Annotated in this window: 14 protein-coding genes; 5 read left to right on the top strand and 9 right to left on the bottom strand. The window is 45.7% G+C overall.

Features of this window, described 5'->3' with window-relative positions:
* Positions 1-35: 35 nt before the first annotated feature.
* From NDI48_28145 to NDI48_28125, 5 genes are all read right to left on the bottom strand, one after another.
* On the bottom strand, positions 36-410 hold the full coding sequence (locus NDI48_28145; GenBank protein MEP0835040.1) for a DUF3110 domain-containing protein: 375 nt from the start codon (positions 408-410) through the stop codon (positions 36-38).
* A gap of 206 nt (positions 411-616) precedes the next feature.
* Complete coding sequence (locus NDI48_28140; protein MEP0835039.1) at positions 617-1,321, bottom strand: D-alanyl-D-alanine dipeptidase; 705 nt, start codon at positions 1,319-1,321, stop codon at positions 617-619.
* A gap of 153 nt (positions 1,322-1,474) precedes the next feature.
* The gene (locus NDI48_28135; GenBank protein MEP0835038.1) at positions 1,475-1,777 is read right to left on the bottom strand and encodes a hypothetical protein; all 303 of its coding nucleotides are present in this window, start codon (positions 1,775-1,777) and stop codon (positions 1,475-1,477) included.
* A 337-nt stretch (positions 1,778-2,114) separates the two neighbouring features.
* Positions 2,115-2,480 (bottom strand): response regulator, encoded by a 366-nt coding sequence (locus NDI48_28130; GenBank protein ID MEP0835037.1) that lies wholly within the window; start codon positions 2,478-2,480, stop codon positions 2,115-2,117.
* A gap of 147 nt (positions 2,481-2,627) precedes the next feature.
* Complete coding sequence (locus NDI48_28125; GenBank protein MEP0835036.1) at positions 2,628-4,190, bottom strand: SagB/ThcOx family dehydrogenase; 1,563 nt, start codon at positions 4,188-4,190, stop codon at positions 2,628-2,630.
* A 428-nt stretch (positions 4,191-4,618) separates the two neighbouring features.
* Between NDI48_28125 and NDI48_28120 the strand changes: the two genes are divergently transcribed.
* From NDI48_28120 to NDI48_28105, 4 genes are all read left to right on the top strand, one after another.
* Complete coding sequence (locus NDI48_28120; GenBank protein ID MEP0835035.1) at positions 4,619-5,173, top strand: pentapeptide repeat-containing protein; 555 nt, start codon at positions 4,619-4,621, stop codon at positions 5,171-5,173.
* Positions 5,174-5,194: 21 nt separating this feature from the next.
* The gene (locus NDI48_28115; GenBank protein ID MEP0835034.1) at positions 5,195-5,701 is read left to right on the top strand and encodes a nuclear transport factor 2 family protein; all 507 of its coding nucleotides are present in this window, start codon (positions 5,195-5,197) and stop codon (positions 5,699-5,701) included.
* A 359-nt stretch (positions 5,702-6,060) separates the two neighbouring features.
* The gene (locus NDI48_28110; protein ID MEP0835033.1) at positions 6,061-8,013 is read left to right on the top strand and encodes an alpha-amylase family glycosyl hydrolase; all 1,953 of its coding nucleotides are present in this window, start codon (positions 6,061-6,063) and stop codon (positions 8,011-8,013) included.
* A gap of 217 nt (positions 8,014-8,230) precedes the next feature.
* The gene (locus NDI48_28105; GenBank protein MEP0835032.1) at positions 8,231-9,076 is read left to right on the top strand and encodes a DUF2927 domain-containing protein; all 846 of its coding nucleotides are present in this window, start codon (positions 8,231-8,233) and stop codon (positions 9,074-9,076) included.
* Positions 9,077-9,184: 108 nt separating this feature from the next.
* On the opposite strand, the gene NDI48_28100 is transcribed toward NDI48_28105, so the two are convergent.
* Positions 9,185-10,492 carry a peptidoglycan-binding protein gene (locus tag NDI48_28100; GenBank protein ID MEP0835031.1) on the bottom strand — a complete coding sequence of 436 codons (1,308 nt, stop codon included), beginning with the start codon at positions 10,490-10,492 and terminating at the stop codon, positions 9,185-9,187.
* 757 nt (positions 10,493-11,249) lie between these two features.
* Here NDI48_28100 and NDI48_28095 point away from each other — a divergent pair.
* Positions 11,250-12,281 (top strand): DUF2235 domain-containing protein, encoded by a 1,032-nt coding sequence (locus NDI48_28095; GenBank protein ID MEP0835030.1) that lies wholly within the window; start codon positions 11,250-11,252, stop codon positions 12,279-12,281.
* A gap of 90 nt (positions 12,282-12,371) precedes the next feature.
* Here the strand turns inward: NDI48_28095 and NDI48_28090 are convergent, their stop codons facing one another.
* From NDI48_28090 to NDI48_28080, 3 genes are all read right to left on the bottom strand, one after another.
* Positions 12,372-13,457, bottom strand: coding sequence for a leucine-rich repeat domain-containing protein (locus tag NDI48_28090; protein ID MEP0835029.1), 1,086 nt, complete (start codon positions 13,455-13,457; stop codon positions 12,372-12,374).
* Positions 13,458-13,692: 235 nt separating this feature from the next.
* Complete coding sequence (locus NDI48_28085; GenBank protein ID MEP0835028.1) at positions 13,693-14,466, bottom strand: glucosamine-6-phosphate deaminase; 774 nt, start codon at positions 14,464-14,466, stop codon at positions 13,693-13,695.
* A 51-nt stretch (positions 14,467-14,517) separates the two neighbouring features.
* Complete coding sequence (locus tag NDI48_28080) at positions 14,518-16,329, bottom strand: serine/threonine protein kinase (protein ID MEP0835027.1); 1,812 nt, start codon at positions 16,327-16,329, stop codon at positions 14,518-14,520.
* Positions 16,330-16,960 lie beyond the last annotated feature (631 nt).

Genomic DNA, 16,960 nt, shown 5'->3' with positions numbered 1-16,960 from the left:
GTTTGACTTTTTCCCTTTTCCAATTCCCTGAATATTTACAATAGTCCCTCTAGCTGACGACGAATGCGCTCTAAGTCAGTCATTTCCGGTTCTTCAGATTGAGCGGCCTTCGCTTGCCAGTCTGTTTGTTCCACATTCGTCTCTGGCGGAATTTCCAAACGTCCGGGTTCAATCAGCTCCCAATCATAATCATTCGAGCGGCAAAACTCTTCAATTTCATCAGCACCGATGGCTTCCACAGTGGCTTCTGGGAAATCCTGCGCTTCCAATAACAAACCAAAACGGGTGGCATCGTCTTCTGATTCAAACATCAGTACCTTGTTGCGATCACCAATCCGAATCGTGTGAATTCCCTCGTTTTCCGTTCGGGCATGAAATAGGAGAACAAATACTCGCTGGGGTGCAACCATATGTTGTTTCTTTCTAGGGGTACATGCTAAACAAAACCGTCTTTACCTAGATTATCTGACTTCTGGCTGCCGGCACCTGACACTTGACCCCTGACACCTGATACCGAGTTGGGTTCAAAGATAGTAGATCAGTTGGATGGGCAGATGGGGAGATGGGGGGAAAGATAAAGTACTACGTTTGACTGCAACTGTGTATGAACACCTTCCTATTGATGGGCAACGCGACCATAACGTGCCCTAACAGTCACCGTTGGATTGTCTTGATTGCACAGCCACGCCCACATTTGATCCCCCAGGCAGAAATGCCACCACTCTCCTGGATGACGGCGGAAGCCAGCCGAGTACATGACATCCCGCAATAGCTGCCGATGCTCATGATAGGGCTTGTCCGGCTGATTGGCGTAATAGTCGGGATGAGAACGGGGTGAGAGTTCGTCAATGGCTGAACCCATATCAATCATCTGACCTGTAGCATCCACCAAGGTCAGATCGATGGCGGCACCAGTACTGTGAGGCGGCGGCGTCTTTGGGTTGGGACTGGGCACCGCCCAGATTTGATAGACTTGCTGTAAAATGGCGTCGCGTTGGTCGTCGGATAGGGTCTCTGGGTCTAAGTTTTGGGCTTGAACGACCTCAGCGAATGTGTGATCCACCATAAATTGTTGAACGGCTACGGGTCGATAGGCATCAAAAATCTGGATGCGCCAATCGGCATGTCGTTGTTGGAGTTCAGCTTGTACAGTAATCAAGGCTGCGATCACGCTCTCGCGCAGATAGTACGGAGAAGTGTCCCCATAGGGCGCTCCCAGTTTTTCGTAGGGATGAGGTGATTCTACGGCAAACTGTTCTAGGGGAATAGGTACGAGCGGCTCTCCACACTCTTGAATCGGTATCTTCTGATAAGGTTTCATCGCGGAGTCAAATTTTTAGCAACCTGGAAATAATTGATAAATTTTATATCAAATAAAATCCCTAGCCATGCTTTATGGAGAGTGTATCAGTAAGCCCGAAGAATTAAAAAAACACTAAAAGCCCCGATTGACATTTGACGAAGCTATGAATAGTTAGGAACTAATTGAACAACTAGGTGAAATGTAAGACTGGCGATATCCACGGACTTTCAATGCTGACTGACGAGCTGACGTTTGAGCGGATACCACAAGTACCCATCGAAAAGGCACAGAAGATACACCCGTTGTCACAGGGGCACTTGTTCCTCCTATTTCTGCACGTTTCTGAAGTTTTCTTCTGAGGCTTTTTCCCGGTTCACAGTAAATTTTGTAGTTTTTGAGTTCTGGACATTCCGAAAGTTTCTTAAAGGTTTCTAGCGCAGCAACGACGAATGCTTCCCTAATATCTTCATTCATTTTATGTGCATCCCATTAACTTATACCTTCTACCTTTAAGCATCTCGGTTTGTCAGACTTATTTGCATAAAGCAGTTTTGAGGATTGAGGGAAAATGGATGAAATTTTGGTGAAGCAGCCTAAAGTCATCGGTAGGTAGTGTGCCAAGACGCACTCTAAAGCTGTGGCTGAGCCGAAAAACTCGGACTGAGCCGATTAGGTGAATCAGTAATTTTACTTACAGCCGTGGAATTCCGAATGAAAGTGTTTTACAAAATCAAATGACCCTCTTTGAAAACGCCCAGTTCCGGCGCACACAAGAGGGATTATCTATTTGCTAGATGGGATATAACATCCCTTAACTTCGCAGAAGCTGCTTTACTGTACCAACAAGCTCTTGAGGGTGGAAAGGCTTGGAAATATAAGCATCAGCACCTTGCTTGATACCCCAGTAGCGGTCAAATTCTTCTTTCTTCGCCGAACACATAACCACCGCCAAGTTTTGGGTTCTAGAGTTGGCTTTGAGCCGACGGCAGACTTCATAGCCATTCATCCGGGGCATGATGATGTCTAAAACCACGAGATCTGGAGAAGACGATTGAATTTGCTCTAGGGCTTCGACGCCATCACCTGCCACAATGACCCTCAGTCCATACCCTTTCAGAAGTTGTGAGATCATTTCTCTTTGTGGAAGACTATCTTCTACCACCAGGACTGTACTCATAACTAATCCCTACCTACTTGGCCTCTTTCAAATATTAATGAGAAATTCTGGGACAAGGCACCTAATTAGCTTCGCTTTTCTTGGCTTAAACAAGATTTACGCCGTCACTCTATTTGAGCTAGTGTACTCCGATACGCCCCAAGACGACTAACTTCTTTTAGGGCGTCCAAGAGTAGTGATGTACAAAACGGCTTCATCGGTTGGGATACCCAATACTTCATTCACCTGGTCATCAAAAAATCCACCAATACCACTAACCCCTAAACCCAGGTAAATGGCGGCTAGATTCATCCGTTGTCCCAAATGACCCGCATCCATGTGGAGATAACGGTAGGCGCGATCGCCTTGTTTGTCCACCGCCCTTTTCAAGTCAGACGTATGGAATACCACAACTCCCGCATCTCGACCCAACTCTTGTCCTAGACACAAGTAGTGTAACTCTCGCCGGAAGTTTTTAAATCGAATTTGCCGTAATTCTTGAGCTTTCGGCGCGTAATAGTAACAGCCCTCTTCTAAGTTCGTCACGCCCGACACGGCGATAAAGGTTTCAATTAAACTCAAATCGAAATAATCCGGCGAACCGTCCAGCCCTTGGTCAGTATAGTGCTGAGGCTGATAAGTAAAATCGAGTACATATTTGAGTTCATCTAGAGTTAGATTGGCACCATTATAAGCACGAGTGGAGCGACGTTTCAGGATGGTATTCTCCAACGATTGGAGAATACCATCGCTGCTGCCCTCTGCCCAATTGATTGGCCTTGTAACTGTTGAAACCTTTGTACAGAACGGAAAATTATATTTATCTCCTTGTAGCAGTTGTGCCTCTTTAACTTGATATTTCTCAACCTCAACATCCCAATTCCGCATCTGATCGATTTCGGTGACATGATGCAAATAATTGAGTAATTGCCCGTCTGGAATTTCTGGATAGTGTAGGAAAATCATGGAGGGCAAGGTGGTGGGAGCCGGCGGCAGTTGTTGTCGAAAATTGAGCTGATCGGCGATGGGAATCACCGCGATCGCAGCTTCCTTCTTCGAGTCTAGATAAAGCAGCTCGTTCACCGTCTCATCTGAAAAACCACCAATCAGGTGCGGTCGGTAATCGGTGAAGGCTGAAGCTAGCTCAATGTTACCCAGGATATGACCCGTATCCAAGAAAATCCGCCGATAAGCCCGGTCTTCATAACGCCATGCGGAACGATAAAAAACGGCTGTAATCACAATGGCGATATCTGTACTGCCTAAGGTCGTATGCCAGTAACAGGCATCTTGCAGCACACACCAAACTTCGCTCTCCCAAAAATGAACCAGAGAATGGCTTCGGCACTGATAGTTATACAGCCCTGTCGGTAAAGCCGGTGTTCCTCGGCAGACCAAATATACCTCGGCTGGGTATAATCCCCCGGCAGAGGGAGCTGCTCGCAGATACATGGGTGGGCCCATCAAGGTCGGCATCCTCGCCGTCAATCCATAGCTGTAAAAGAGCAGTTGTGACAGCCGCCACAACGTTTTACCCGGTTCACTCGTAAACGCCTTTGGGTCTTCTTTTAGATAGGGTTTCAGGTCAATGTTAGCGCCAACTTTATAGTCCTTATAAGGTACGGGTTGATTTTCCCAGTCGAGAACCTTGCTTTTGGCGGCGATCGTCTCTGGATAATATTTAGTGCGCTCGTGGTAATGCTGAGCAATTGATAATTGCTGGTCTGACATAATTGTTTTAATACGTTTTTGCTTCGTCGTTTATCTTGACATCATAAGGTCACCCAACTTTTTACACACTTCTGAGCAGAACCTACCAAAAGACGATGCTCTTAGCTCGGATAGGTGACAGACTCGTCTCTCAACTGTCTCAATCCCCTGCATTCTGTCTATCCTTAAGGTTAATCCAATACCTTGACCTTCGTTTATGGATGGCTGTAGAAGTTGATAGGGCATTCATGAAAATTAAATTTTGTCAATAAAATTCTAAGATATTTATTTAATTCTTTACAATTCTTAAGAAAATATTAGAACAAATGTGTCTTTGGTTACAGTGGCTTACCTTATTAAAGTGGAACAAAAAATGGGTATAAATACTCATTGACATTGGGGGAGTAAAGTTTCTCCGTCGGAGAGATGCATCCAAACCAAAAGCACAGATGAAGAAGATACGTGGATCAGAGCTACTCGCTCAATATGCGAGTGGGAGACGAGACTTTAGCAAAGTAGATATCAGTGGGGCTGACTTATTTGAATCCGATTTACCAGGAATCGATTTGAGGGGTAGCAACCTTCAAAAAACTTACCTGCCCTACGCTAACCTGAGTCAAGCTGACTTGCAGCAGGCTCAGCTTCAGGCCGCACAGTTGAGTGATGCCCAGCTTTTTCAGGCCAATTTAGAGAATGCAGATCTTGAGGCAGCCAATTTGTTTAGAGCCAGTCTGCGACGAGTCAACTTGCGGGGCGCTAATTTGTCGCGTGCAAATTTACAAGGAGCTGATTTAGCTAAGGCTGACCTGAGTTATGCCAATTTAAGTGGTGCTGACTTGAGCGGTGCAAATCTGAGTCAAACTAACCTGACAAAGACACAGTTAAGTGGCAGTAACTTGTTTCGTAGCCATAAAGCTGAACTCTCTGAGGCTTACGTGGACAGTTCAACGATTTATCCAGATGGACATCGTCCTCCTTTGCCATCGGCAGAGGAAGGAGATTGAGTCACAGGATCTACCAATCGAATGATACGTATTAGAGCCGCTCTTGTTATTTATGGTTTAGTTTGCTTGTGCAGCTTAGGCATTGCCACAAACCAATCTCCAGCCCACGCTAACTGGCAAAACTGTTCGATAAGTATGCACTCATCACAAACAGATACACTACTGGTTGACTCGAAAATTCAACAACTCGTAGAAAGACAGGCTAAGGCTTGGGAAGCCGCCGACTCTAAACAAATCATTGCTGATTTTGTGGACGATTGTTTGTTTGCTGTACCGGGTTTCCAGTTCAGGGGAAAACAAGAGGTTAAACAGGCAGCGGATAGTTACTTCGCCGAATTCACAGATACAAAAGTGACGATAAAACGGATTATTGCCAAGGGGAATGAGGGAGCTATTGAGTGGAATTGGAGTGAAAAAAATAAAGAAACGGGTGAAAAATCTCAAGCTGAAGATGCCATCATTTTTGAGCTTGAAGGAGATCAGATAAAATACTGGCGAGAATATATTGATAAAAAAATCATCAAGTAGGGAGTATGAAACTACACAGCCTCGGTACTAAAGAGGTTTCTTGTGAGGGAGAACAAGATCTCGTGTCTGGTTACAGCTCACCTTATATCAAAAAGTATTCGATCATGCATCTATCAGAAGGTAGGTTTATGACATTTTTTGATAACACTCTAGAGATTTCTCTATTACTTTTTGTCCTTGATTTCAGTCAATCCAAGTTTTTTAACCAAAAAGGGACTTAAAAAACTATCTGTACAAAGAAGACGGCATTCTGTAAAATGCTAGATTAAGTCTGTCTGAGTAATCTTTATTTTCAGACATTATGCGTCTGTTTTGACAAATTTAGACGACTCTCTATAAGCCTTTCCATCACTCTTATTATGGTCTCAACTCCTCCCCCCCAATCCTCCTCATCTCAGTATGAAATATCAGAAGCAAAAGTTGAAGCAGAAGTCGATGCGTTAGTTTCTGAGACTCCATCCGAAAGTGAAATAGATTTAGAGTTTTTATATACCAGAGATATTGAATTTCGCCAGGAGAGCCTCTACTTCATTGTTGTCGATCGCTTTTCTGATGGCGATCCAGAAAATAGTGAAGGCCCAAATCCAGAGCTTTATGACCCCGAAGGAAAGGATTGGGGAAAATACTGGGGGGGAGATTTACAAGGAATTATTGACAAATTGGACTACTTAAAAAACTTGGGAGTGACAGCCATTTGGCTCACTCCTTTGTTTGAGCAAGTTGAAGCTTTATTTATTGATAGTGCCGCTATTCATGGCTACTGGACAAAGGATTTTAAGCGACTCAATCCTCGCTTTATTCACAAAGACGATGACCCGTCTCTCAATAAAACTCAAGAAAGTAGAAATACGGTTTTTGACAGATTAATTGATGAATTACACAAACGGAACATGAAAATGATTCTGGATATTGTGTGTAACCATAGCAACCCTGATTTTAGCGGCAAGAAGGGATTACTCTACGATGATGGCAAGCTAATCGCTGATTTTAATAATGATAAAAATCACTGGTATCACCATTATGGTGAAGTGACAGATTGGGAAGACGAGTGGCAAGTGCAAAATTGTGAATTGTCAGGGCTTGCCACGTTTAACGAAAATAATATCCAATATCGGAACTACATTAAGTCAGCCATGAAGCAATGGCTAGATCGAGGAGTCGATGCTTTACGGGTTGACACGGTGAAGCATATGCCGATCTGGTTTTGGCAAGAATTTATTGCTGACATTCAAAGCCATAGACCCGATGTTTTTATTTTCGGAGAGTGGATTCATAGTAGCCCTCTGAATGACCGTTCCGTTGAATTTGCTAATGAATCTGGAATGTCAATTCTAGATTTTGGTCTTTGCATGGCGATTCGACAAGCCTTAGGGACGGGGGCTGAAGGAGGATTTCACTTAATTCAAGAAGTCTTTGACCAAGATTATCACTACTATAGTGCAACTGAGCTGATTACATTTATCGATAATCACGATATGCACCGCTTCCAAACGCTAAATCCTGACCCGGATATTTTGCGTTTGGCGGTTATATTGATTATGACGGCTCGTGGTATTCCCTGCATTTATTACGGCACAGAACAGTATCTCCACGATGACACCAATGGAGATATGGACCCTTATGGAAATAACGACCCTTACAACCGTCCAATGATGGATAAATGGGATACTGATAGCCAGCTTTATCGAGATATTCGCTTACTTTCTGGCTTGCGGCGACTCAATCCTGCTGTATCGATGGGAAGTCAGTGGCAAAAGTATCTGACTCCTGATGTTTACTGTTATGTGCGGCGTTATCGGGATTCACTGTTGTTTGTGGCGATGAATCGTGGAGAATCAGTGACGCTGGACGAGGTTGAAACCGAGTTGCCTGAGGGAGAACATACAGATGTCTTATCACGACGGAAATATGAAGTCAAAAATGGCAAGTTGTATGACTTTCAGTTAGATTCAAAGGAAGTCATTGTTATCAGTCATGTTGGAGAGCGAATTAAGGCGCAAACCATTGTACGAGCGCAACTTAATGGCGTCCAAACGAAACCTGGTGAAAAAATTGTCGTAATCGGAGATTGTCCGGAATTAGGCAACTGGGATATTGCCAAAGCTTATCCTCTGGAATACATCAATACCAACACTTGGTTTGGAGAAATTCCTTTTAATGAAAGTGCCGGAAAGCCAATCGTTTACAAATATGTCCTATTGCGTGAAGGTACGTCTCCATTGCGGGAAAACATTGTTGCTCGTCGCTGGGTGATTGCCAGTGAAGGAACTGTAAAATGGCGGGATCAATGGGCATCTGGACGAGAGTCTTAATCGGGGACAAGCGCTTTGGCGGCAGAAAAACCGGAAGAAGCGATCGCTTCTTTGCAAAAAGCTAGAAGCCGATTCAAAGAACATACTAGATTTTTCGAGGGAGGCTAACTCCCTCGAATACTGTTGCAACAAATTTCGGAGGTAGACAAATTAGCAGTTTTAGCTAGGTGGACTTGGCATCCACCCATCCTATCAGCCCCCATTTCTCCACTCCACTATGTCCCAGCGAAAGCCATTTGTTTTAGTCGTCAATTCAGCGATTTGTAGCCTCATCAGTGGTTCGGTGCTATCCACTTATCAGCTACCTAACTATGCTAAGTGGTTGGATACACCGAAAAACGCAGCAAATCCTGTGAGTGTTTCTCAATCTAACTTCCACCAAGCCCCTGTGGCGCAATCATTGCCCAGTAGAAGTTATACAACAGCTCAAATTAATTATTTTATAGAGGTGGCTCTCAAAAGTGAGTATGCTGACTCAGAGCCAACTATTAAAAAATGGGATAGAGATATTAATATACAAGTGCTTGGCTCACCCACGCCAGAAGACCTCAATACGTTGCAAACGGTCATTGATGAACTCAATACTTTAATAACAGGAATTCGTTTGCAAGTGGTGACCCAAGCAGGAGCTTCTATTCAAGACATTTCATCCAACAAACCTCGTGTTTTTGGCAATAACCCCAATGTAGAAATTTACTTTGTTCCGGAATCAAAATTTTCCCAATATGAGCCTAACTATCAGCCGATCAACTATGGTTTTTTCTGGGGATGGTGGAATGATCATCATGCCATCCATCGATCGAGGGTTTTGATTTCTACAAATGGAGTCACTCAGCAAGAACGTTCCCATTTGATTCGAGAAGAACTAACCCAATCCTTAGGACTGATGGAGGATTCCGAGCAATACAGCGATAGTATCTTTTATCAAGGCTGGACAGACACCAATCACTATGCCGAGATTGATAAAGTTGTGATCGAAATGCTGTATCGACCCGAAATTCATCCCGGTATGACTCAATCCCAAGTTCTAGAGGTTTTCCGAACCCTCAATGCCAGAAAATAGCCCACACAGAGGTGTGGGCCGAATGAAACACAAGCATCTCTTGAATTTTCAGTTGCTCCATTGTGTGAAACTCATGAGTCACAAACAATGGAAGCTCACAAGCTTTGATTAATAGGTTACGCTGCTTCCACTATACAAAGCGGCAGTAGTTTGGGGGCCAGCAATGCCGTTAATCTGTATTCCGCGCGATCGCTGAAAGTCTCTCACCGCCGCTTCGGTTACGTCCCCATAATACCCGGTGACTGAAGCAGTATAGAACCCAAGCGTTCTCAGACGATTTTGCAGGTTGTTGACGGCTTGCCCACTACTACCACGTTGCAAGCTAGCTGAGGGTGTACCGCCGCCGCCGCCGCCGCTGCCACTACTGGTACCATACAAAGCGGCTTGAGTTTGCGCCCCAGCAATTCCATTGACTTGGATTCTCCGCGATCGCTGAAAGTTTCTCACAGCGGTTTCGGTTAACTCGCCATAATAGCCAGTGACGGGCCCTGTAAACAAACCAAGGGCTTTCAGCCGATTTTGCAGATTGGTAACGGTTGAACCTCGGCTACCGCGTTGCAAAATCGTTGAGGGTGAACCCCCACCACCGCCCGCACTGCCACCACCACTGGTACTATACAAGACCGTTTGGGTCTGGGGGCCAGCAATTCCATTAACTTGGATTCCCCGCGATCGCTGAAAGTCTCTCACCGCCGCTTCGGTTAAGTCGCCATAATAGCCGGTGATGGGAGCCGTGTAAAAACCAAGGGCTTTCAAGCGATTTTGCAGGTTGGTGACGGCTTGCCCACTACTGTTGCGTTGTAAAGTACCGGAGGGCGCACCCCCACCACCGCCTGCACTGCCGCCACTACTACTAATCCAGCGCGTCGAAACCCAGTTCCCATTAGCAAGCTGCGTCCAACCCCCTGAAGACCGACCACTGAGGGAGATGCTGCTACCATTGGGTAAGCTGCCAACAATCCTACCACCGGGGCTAGAGCGGACATGGAGCAAACCGCCATCGGTGCGGACATAAGCCGAGACACCGGGAGTACCCCCACCGCCGCCGCCACTGCCGCCGCTATTACTAATCCAGCGACTATAAACCCAGTTCCCATTGGAAAGCTGAGTCCAACCCCCGGAAGCGCGACCACTCAGGGAAATGGATCTGCCATTGGGTAAGCTGCCAACCACTCTACCGCCGGGGCTGGTGCGGACATTGACAGGACTCCCGTTTGTTCTCACGAAAGCCGCCATCGCGCTAGTAGCGACGCTTAAAATGAGCAGCGCCATGATCGAGGAAATCAACCCAATCCAAGCCGAGCTCCGTGGCTTCCAGTTAAGTCCCTGGAAGAATTTCAACTCGTCAGCTTCTAGTTCGGGGTTATCTGCCTGTTCGTGATTGAGCGACCAATGAGTGTATGCAAGGATTTCCATGGCTTTTAAAGTAGATTTTAGTTTTGTAATCTGTGTTAAAGTGTGCTATTTCGTAGGGAATAGCGCACCCATAGAGCCACCTGACCTAAGAATGTAGTTAAGTTCGGCAATTTAGGCTTGGCGATCGCAATGCACCCACTAAAATTTGACTAGACTCCTCAGTAGTCAATGGTCTTAGCCGCTTTTTGCCAACTATGGACTTAAACGGTCAAGCCGTTAGAGCCGCTAACCCTTTGTCAATCTTCCTTAAGGGTAATTCTCAAAGATTTTCTCGACAGGGGAAATTATCTAAATCACCTTAGTTCTGTGTCTTAGATCGGTTTGCCCTGTGAGCCGAGTAACAAGCGTAGAACTTACTCCTTGACAAAATCAACATTTTGTCAAGTAGAAGAGGCAAGAGATCACTTGAGTGAACTCTTCTATTGCTCTAATAGGTAAAACCCAGGTTGATTGATGCAGGAAGCAGGCGAGTGTCAGCTAAAAATTAACGGTTACCCCGGTATCTACACCAGAAATCGCCTGAATCCCTGAAAGCTATGTTTATTAATTTCAACTGTAGGGGAGACTCTTATATCCAAATTGCGGTAAGTTTCAATTACTGATAGGGATTTTAGAAAAACACTGACTGATTCGCTTAACTCAAAATCCGATGCTGGCTTTTTTAATTCATGCTTAAGATAGATTGACAAATAGCTACCTGTATTCAAACAACGTTAAAATCAATAACACAATCAACTAGCTTCCATAAACGTAGAGAATGAAACGCCTGATCGTTTGCTGTGATGGAACTTGGCAACAGTTAACTAGTCCTTGTCCAACCAACGTCGTTAAAATTGCACAAGCGATTCAACCCTTTGCGAGTGATGGAACTCCTCAAGTCCTCTTCTATGAGGAGGGCGTTGGCACGGAAAATGACGCAGACAAGCTTTTCGGCGGCGCTTTTGGCAAAGGAATTGACGACAATATCCAAGATGCCTATCGCTTTCTTTGCCTTAACTATGTTGAGGGAGATGAGATCTACCTCTTTGGTTTCAGTCGAGGTGCTTATACGGTCAGGAGTCTTGCTGGACTGATTTATAATTCGGGTCTGCTCAGACGTTACCACATCCGCCAAGTGCCAAAAGCTTATGAACTTTACACGAGTAGGGGCAGCAAACCCAGTAGCCAAGAAGCCTTAGAGTTCCGGCAAAACTATGGCGATCGCGTCCCGATTACCCTTTTAGGTTGCTGGGATACAGTGGGTTCTTTGGGAATTCCCGATCTAACGCCTTTCCTGCACCTGGATCAACGGATTAATAGTAAATACAGATTTCACGACACGCAACTCAATCCTATGATTAAAAACGCCCTCCATGCTGTGGCGATTGATGAGGCGCGTAAAGTATTCGATGTGACGCCGATGGTAAAAGATCCTGATGCGGAAGACCAAGTTCTACGTCAAGTCTGGTTTCCAGGGGATCATGGCTGTGTTGGGGGCGGGTTGAAGGAGCATAGTCAGTTATCGGATACCGCCTTGCAGTGGATGATTGACTCCGTTGGCTCACTAGGACTGGGACTGGAGTTCGATCTCAGCCATATTAATCCCACTGTTGACCCTGATTCTTGCTGCGATTTTCATACTGTTGCCAAGAGTCTTATTGGTAAGGCGACCCTATTGGCAGGTTTCAAACTCCGGGATGTTGGCGATAAGTTTGAAGACTTGCATGAAAGTGCGATACTTCGCTGGAAAAAGCGATCGGACTACCGACCGGAAAACTTGAAAAAGTACCTAGCTAAACTCGAACTCTAACCCCACCGCCGTAACGCACTGGTTCAAGGCGGTGCGTTACACGGCGCTAATACACCCTACAAATTTAATTTTTACTTTATTGACATCTTATTAGTTGATTAAACCTGAGTTGCTGTCAGCTTGATCCGGTACGAATTTACAGATAGATGCGGGTTTGACAGGACAAGTTTTATCGGTCAGCCTTTGATTGTTATGGAGCCAGAGGTTAGTCAAATTGGTGAGTGTTGATAATGGCTTGATGTCCGCTATGGAATTGTTACCGAGGGAGAGGTTAGTCAGGTTGGTGAGTGTTGATAATGGCTTGATGTCCGCTATGGAATTGTTACCGAGGGAGAGGACAGTTAGGTTGGTGAGTGTTGATAAGGGTTTGAGGTCGGCTATGGAATTGTTATTGAGGGAGAGGTTATTCACCTTGGTGAGTGTTGATAATGGCTTGATGTCCGCTATGGAATTGTTATGGAGCCAGAGGTTAGTCACCTTGGTGAGTGTTGATAATGGCTTGATGTCGGCTATGGAATTGTTACTGAGGGAGAGGTAAATCAGGTTGGTGAGTGTTGATAAGGGTTTGAGGTCGGCTATGGAATTGTTATTGAGGGAGAGGTTATTCACCTTGGTGAGTGTTGATAAGGGTTTGAGGTCGGCTATGGAATTGTTTTCGAGGGAGAGGACAGTTAGGTTAGTGAGTGTTGATAAGGGTTTGAGGTCGGCTATGGAATTGTTATTGAGGGAGAGGTTAGTCAGCTTGGTCAGAGATGACAATGGCTTGAGGTCGGTTATTTGATTGCGACCGAGGGAGAGAGTAGTCAGGTTGGTGAGTGTTGATAAGGGTTTGAGATCGGCTATGGAATTGTCATCGAGGGAGAGAATAGTCAGGTTGGTGAGTGTTGATAAGGGTTTGAGGTCGGTTATTTGATTGCGCGCGAGGGAAAGCTCAGTGCGAGTTGAAAGAAACTTCGATGCCTGATTACAATCTTGACTTGCAGCCACTTTCAACATGGCATCAATAGTGCGGAGTGTTTCCACACTCGAATTGGCTTTATTCAAACACCAATCAGCAAAGGTTTTAGGAGTAGTAGTCTCCTTGCGGGGGACAGGAGTGGCAGGAAAACATGAAACGAGGAGGAAAAGCGCCAAAGCGCTGAGCAGCCTAACGGTAGGTAAGGCAGGTTGGCTCATGGGAAAATACTCGGAATGTTAAATTGTCAGTTTGTTCGCGACTGTACAGTACAACTAACAGATTCAATCCTCATATCCGTATAAATACCTTTTCAATCAGCATTAGAGATGATCGATAGTGTCGCAGGGGGTGGGGAGGATGCTGTTAGGCGATCGCGGGTGAGCTTCAATTGACTGAGGGGGTCACATAATACATATGTTCTGGTGCGAGATGTCAGTTTATCAATCAGTTGACTTAAAGCATTGTCGCGGCATCAGCATCCAAAAATAATATCGCTTGAGCTTTTGTCCGCAGGATTGAAGCCGGGTTATCTTCAAAAATTGAACCTTGCAATAGTGTTTTTACCGCAGAGGCTTTATGTTTCCCAGGTGCGAGACAGAGGATTTTTTGAGCAGAGCAAAGCATGGGAATGGTCAGCGTAAAAGCATACTGTGGCACAGCTTCAAGAACGGGGAAATCACCGCTTTTCATTTGTGCAAGACGCGTAGATTCGTCAAGCTTTACGAGTTTCACAGAATGAGGGTCATTAAAATCAGCGACAGATGGCTCATTAAAAGCCAAATGTCCATTGCCTCCAACTCCTAAGCAACATAAGTCAATGGCTTGTGCTTGTAAAAGTTGGGTGTAACGTAAGCATTCATCCAACGGTTGCAATGCGTCACCTTCAAGGTAGTGAAATTGAAATGGGGTGACCCGATTTTCCACACGCTCTTTTAAATAGCGACGAAAACTTGCAGGATGTTCGGCATCAATTCCGAGAAATTCATCGAGGTGAAAAAAGGTTACTTTAGACCAATCCACACCTTCTAAAGCGGTTAGAGCATCTAGAAATTTGAGTTGTGAGTTGCCGGTTGCCAAAATAACCGTAGCTGTACCTTTTTGGAGAAGTACAGACTGCAAATAATTTTGGGCAAGCTGTGCCGCATCTAAAGCCAGTTCAGCTTCGTTGTGATACTGACGAATTGATAGAGCATCGACTTGAAAGATTTTTTGGGGCGTATGCAACATGATGGTGCTTTTTTAGCTACCTGTAGGGTGCGTCGCAACGCACCCTACTTTTCACTCTAGGCGACTGGGTATTGTTTTAAATTTATCTGGAGAGCCGAGAGAGTATTCCTGAATCTGGAAGTCACCAAAAGGTTTCTTTTCTAAACGCGATCGCAGTGCTTCGTCGAGAACGACCCCTTGTGTTTCTTGTTTCACGCCAATAATAATCACACTTCTTTGGTAGGACGTTTCATCCTGATTGGAGTTACAACTATCTCCTCGAAATTGACCTAAATTTAATAAGCGATAATTTTGGACGCTGGGCACCTGACTAAATAATTTTTTGCCTAAAAGCTGGATTTGCTTAGCTCGTTCAAACGCCCGACGCTCTTCCTGAGCAGACGACCCTTCACAAGATGCAGTTCCTACGGCAATAATCTGACTTGGATTTTCCATAATCCGCTGAATTCCTTCTGATTCAAGGTCAGATTTTAAAGTATCAAGCGGAATCAGGCGATCGTTATGTTTCACTTGGTAGGAACTGCCAAATTGCCATTTATATTCTCTGGACAGAACCGCTACGTTGAACTCAGCCGTTCTCCCTTGACTATCTGCTCCTTCTACATAAGGAAAGTAATCAACCTCTCCTTTCTCTTGGGGAATTTGAGCATTTTTAGGCCACGAACGCCGGGAAGTAGAGTCGGAGTCGAAGAAGGCTAATGCGGCTAAACCGATTAATCCTAACAGTAAGAGAGCCGCCAAAAAAGCTAGGGGGTACAACTTGTCTCGTTGATTGTCTTGGGCTGGCAGTGGATGAGTGCCAGTCAAGCCCATCTTATCGAGCAGAAATGCCCAAAAAGCGAAAAAGGGCCATGGCTCTCGCTGATTTTGTTGGGGTGGCAACGTTGTCGTTTGTGGCGGCGGCAACTGTTGAGTGCGAGGAGCGCCCACCACATTGACGGTTGCCACCGCACTTAAACCCGGTTGGCGTTCGAGTTCTGCAAGACGATCTAAAATGGCTTGAGCATTGGCAGGGCGCTGATTGGGATCGCGCACCATCAGCCAATCCACCAAATTCAACAGCCCCGGTGAAATCCCGGAGGTATGACTGCGCCAGTTCAACTGATCTAACCGGGCATCATACATCGTATTGGGATACTGTCCCGTCAGTAAAAAGACAAAGGTGCGTCCTAACGCGAAGAAATCGGATTGCACCCGTGCTTCCCCATTCGCTTGTTCGGGTGGGGTGTAGCCAGAGGAGACAATGGCTGTGATACCTTGTCCTGAACCCAGTTTGGCGAGGTAGGTTCGGGTGACTTCCCTGGCTGTGCCAAAGTCGATTAGTACCAACTGCCCATTCGGTCGCAGCATCACATTGGATGGCTTAATATCCCGATGCAGGTAATGCTTGTCGTGTACTAGCTTTAAAATGAGAGCGAGCTGCTTTAACCAGGCGATCGCATCCGGTTCAGTAATCGGGCGATTCCCTCGCGCTTCCATCCACTCCTCTAAGTTAGAGCCTTCGATTTTTTCCATCACAAGGCAGTGCAAGGGTGGGCCATTTCTGGTCTGATATGGAAAGTAGCCATCTACCTTGGGAATACCGGGATGAGAAAGCTGCCCTAATACTTCCGCTTCTTGTTTGAAGAGTTCTACGGCTTTCGCGTCGCTGTTGAGATTCTCTTTGAGGACTTTGAGGATTTCGGGCGTCCCCTGTTCGTCAGATTCGTAGATTATACCAAAGCCACTTTTGTCACTGAGGAGGCGCGTCACTCGATAGCGTCCATGTAAGAGTAGGTCAGAACCACAATTTTCACAGAAGCGGTTGCGAGTGTTATCGGGATCGTCGGGTTTACGGCAGTGAGGGTTAATACAAAGTGACATCGATGGCTATGCGATCGGGATATTCCCACTATAAATAAGGAATCGCTAAGGCTCTACCCTCTGGCCGAAAAGGGCGTCGAGACTGGGGGCTAAAGACGGGTGCATCCCAATGCATGTCAAAATGCCTAATGACTAAAGTCGCGGCTACACAAATGAAGTCCGTCTGCGCGGACTTTCAATGACGCTGCTTAGGCAGGCTACCCTTCGGGAAGCCGCTTCGCGTCTATGTTTGTGTAGCCCCAGGCTTCCAGCCTGCCGATGTATATTTGCAAAAACGGGATGCTCCCCTAAAGACTAGTGCAGCGCGGCGGAAATAACTATCCAGTTGACAAAGGCAATAAGGCTTACTGTACAAGCAATGTTGCTTCTGCCTTCTGCCTCCTGCCTTCTGCCTTTTTGCACTAGGCGGAAGAGGGAGAGGTGAATCCCCCAATTTATCTATGGGATTCCCTAGTGCAGGCTGGCAGAAATAACCCACCAGTCTAAACCGTCTTTGGGTAGCCTTCGTACTTCCACTTAAATGGTTTAGCCAGGGTTCGGTTGAAATATTCAATAAATACCAAAATGCGATCGCTTAAATCTTTAGTTGAAGTGAAACTGGAGCGCTTGAGCAAGCGTCTCATCAGGATGC

The organism is Microcoleus sp. AS-A8, assembly GCA_039962225.1.
GTDB lineage: Bacteria > Cyanobacteriota > Cyanobacteriia > Cyanobacteriales > Coleofasciculaceae > Allocoleopsis.
Note: the sequence above shows the minus strand (reverse complement) of the source record. Positions and strands in the feature narration are given on the sequence as shown.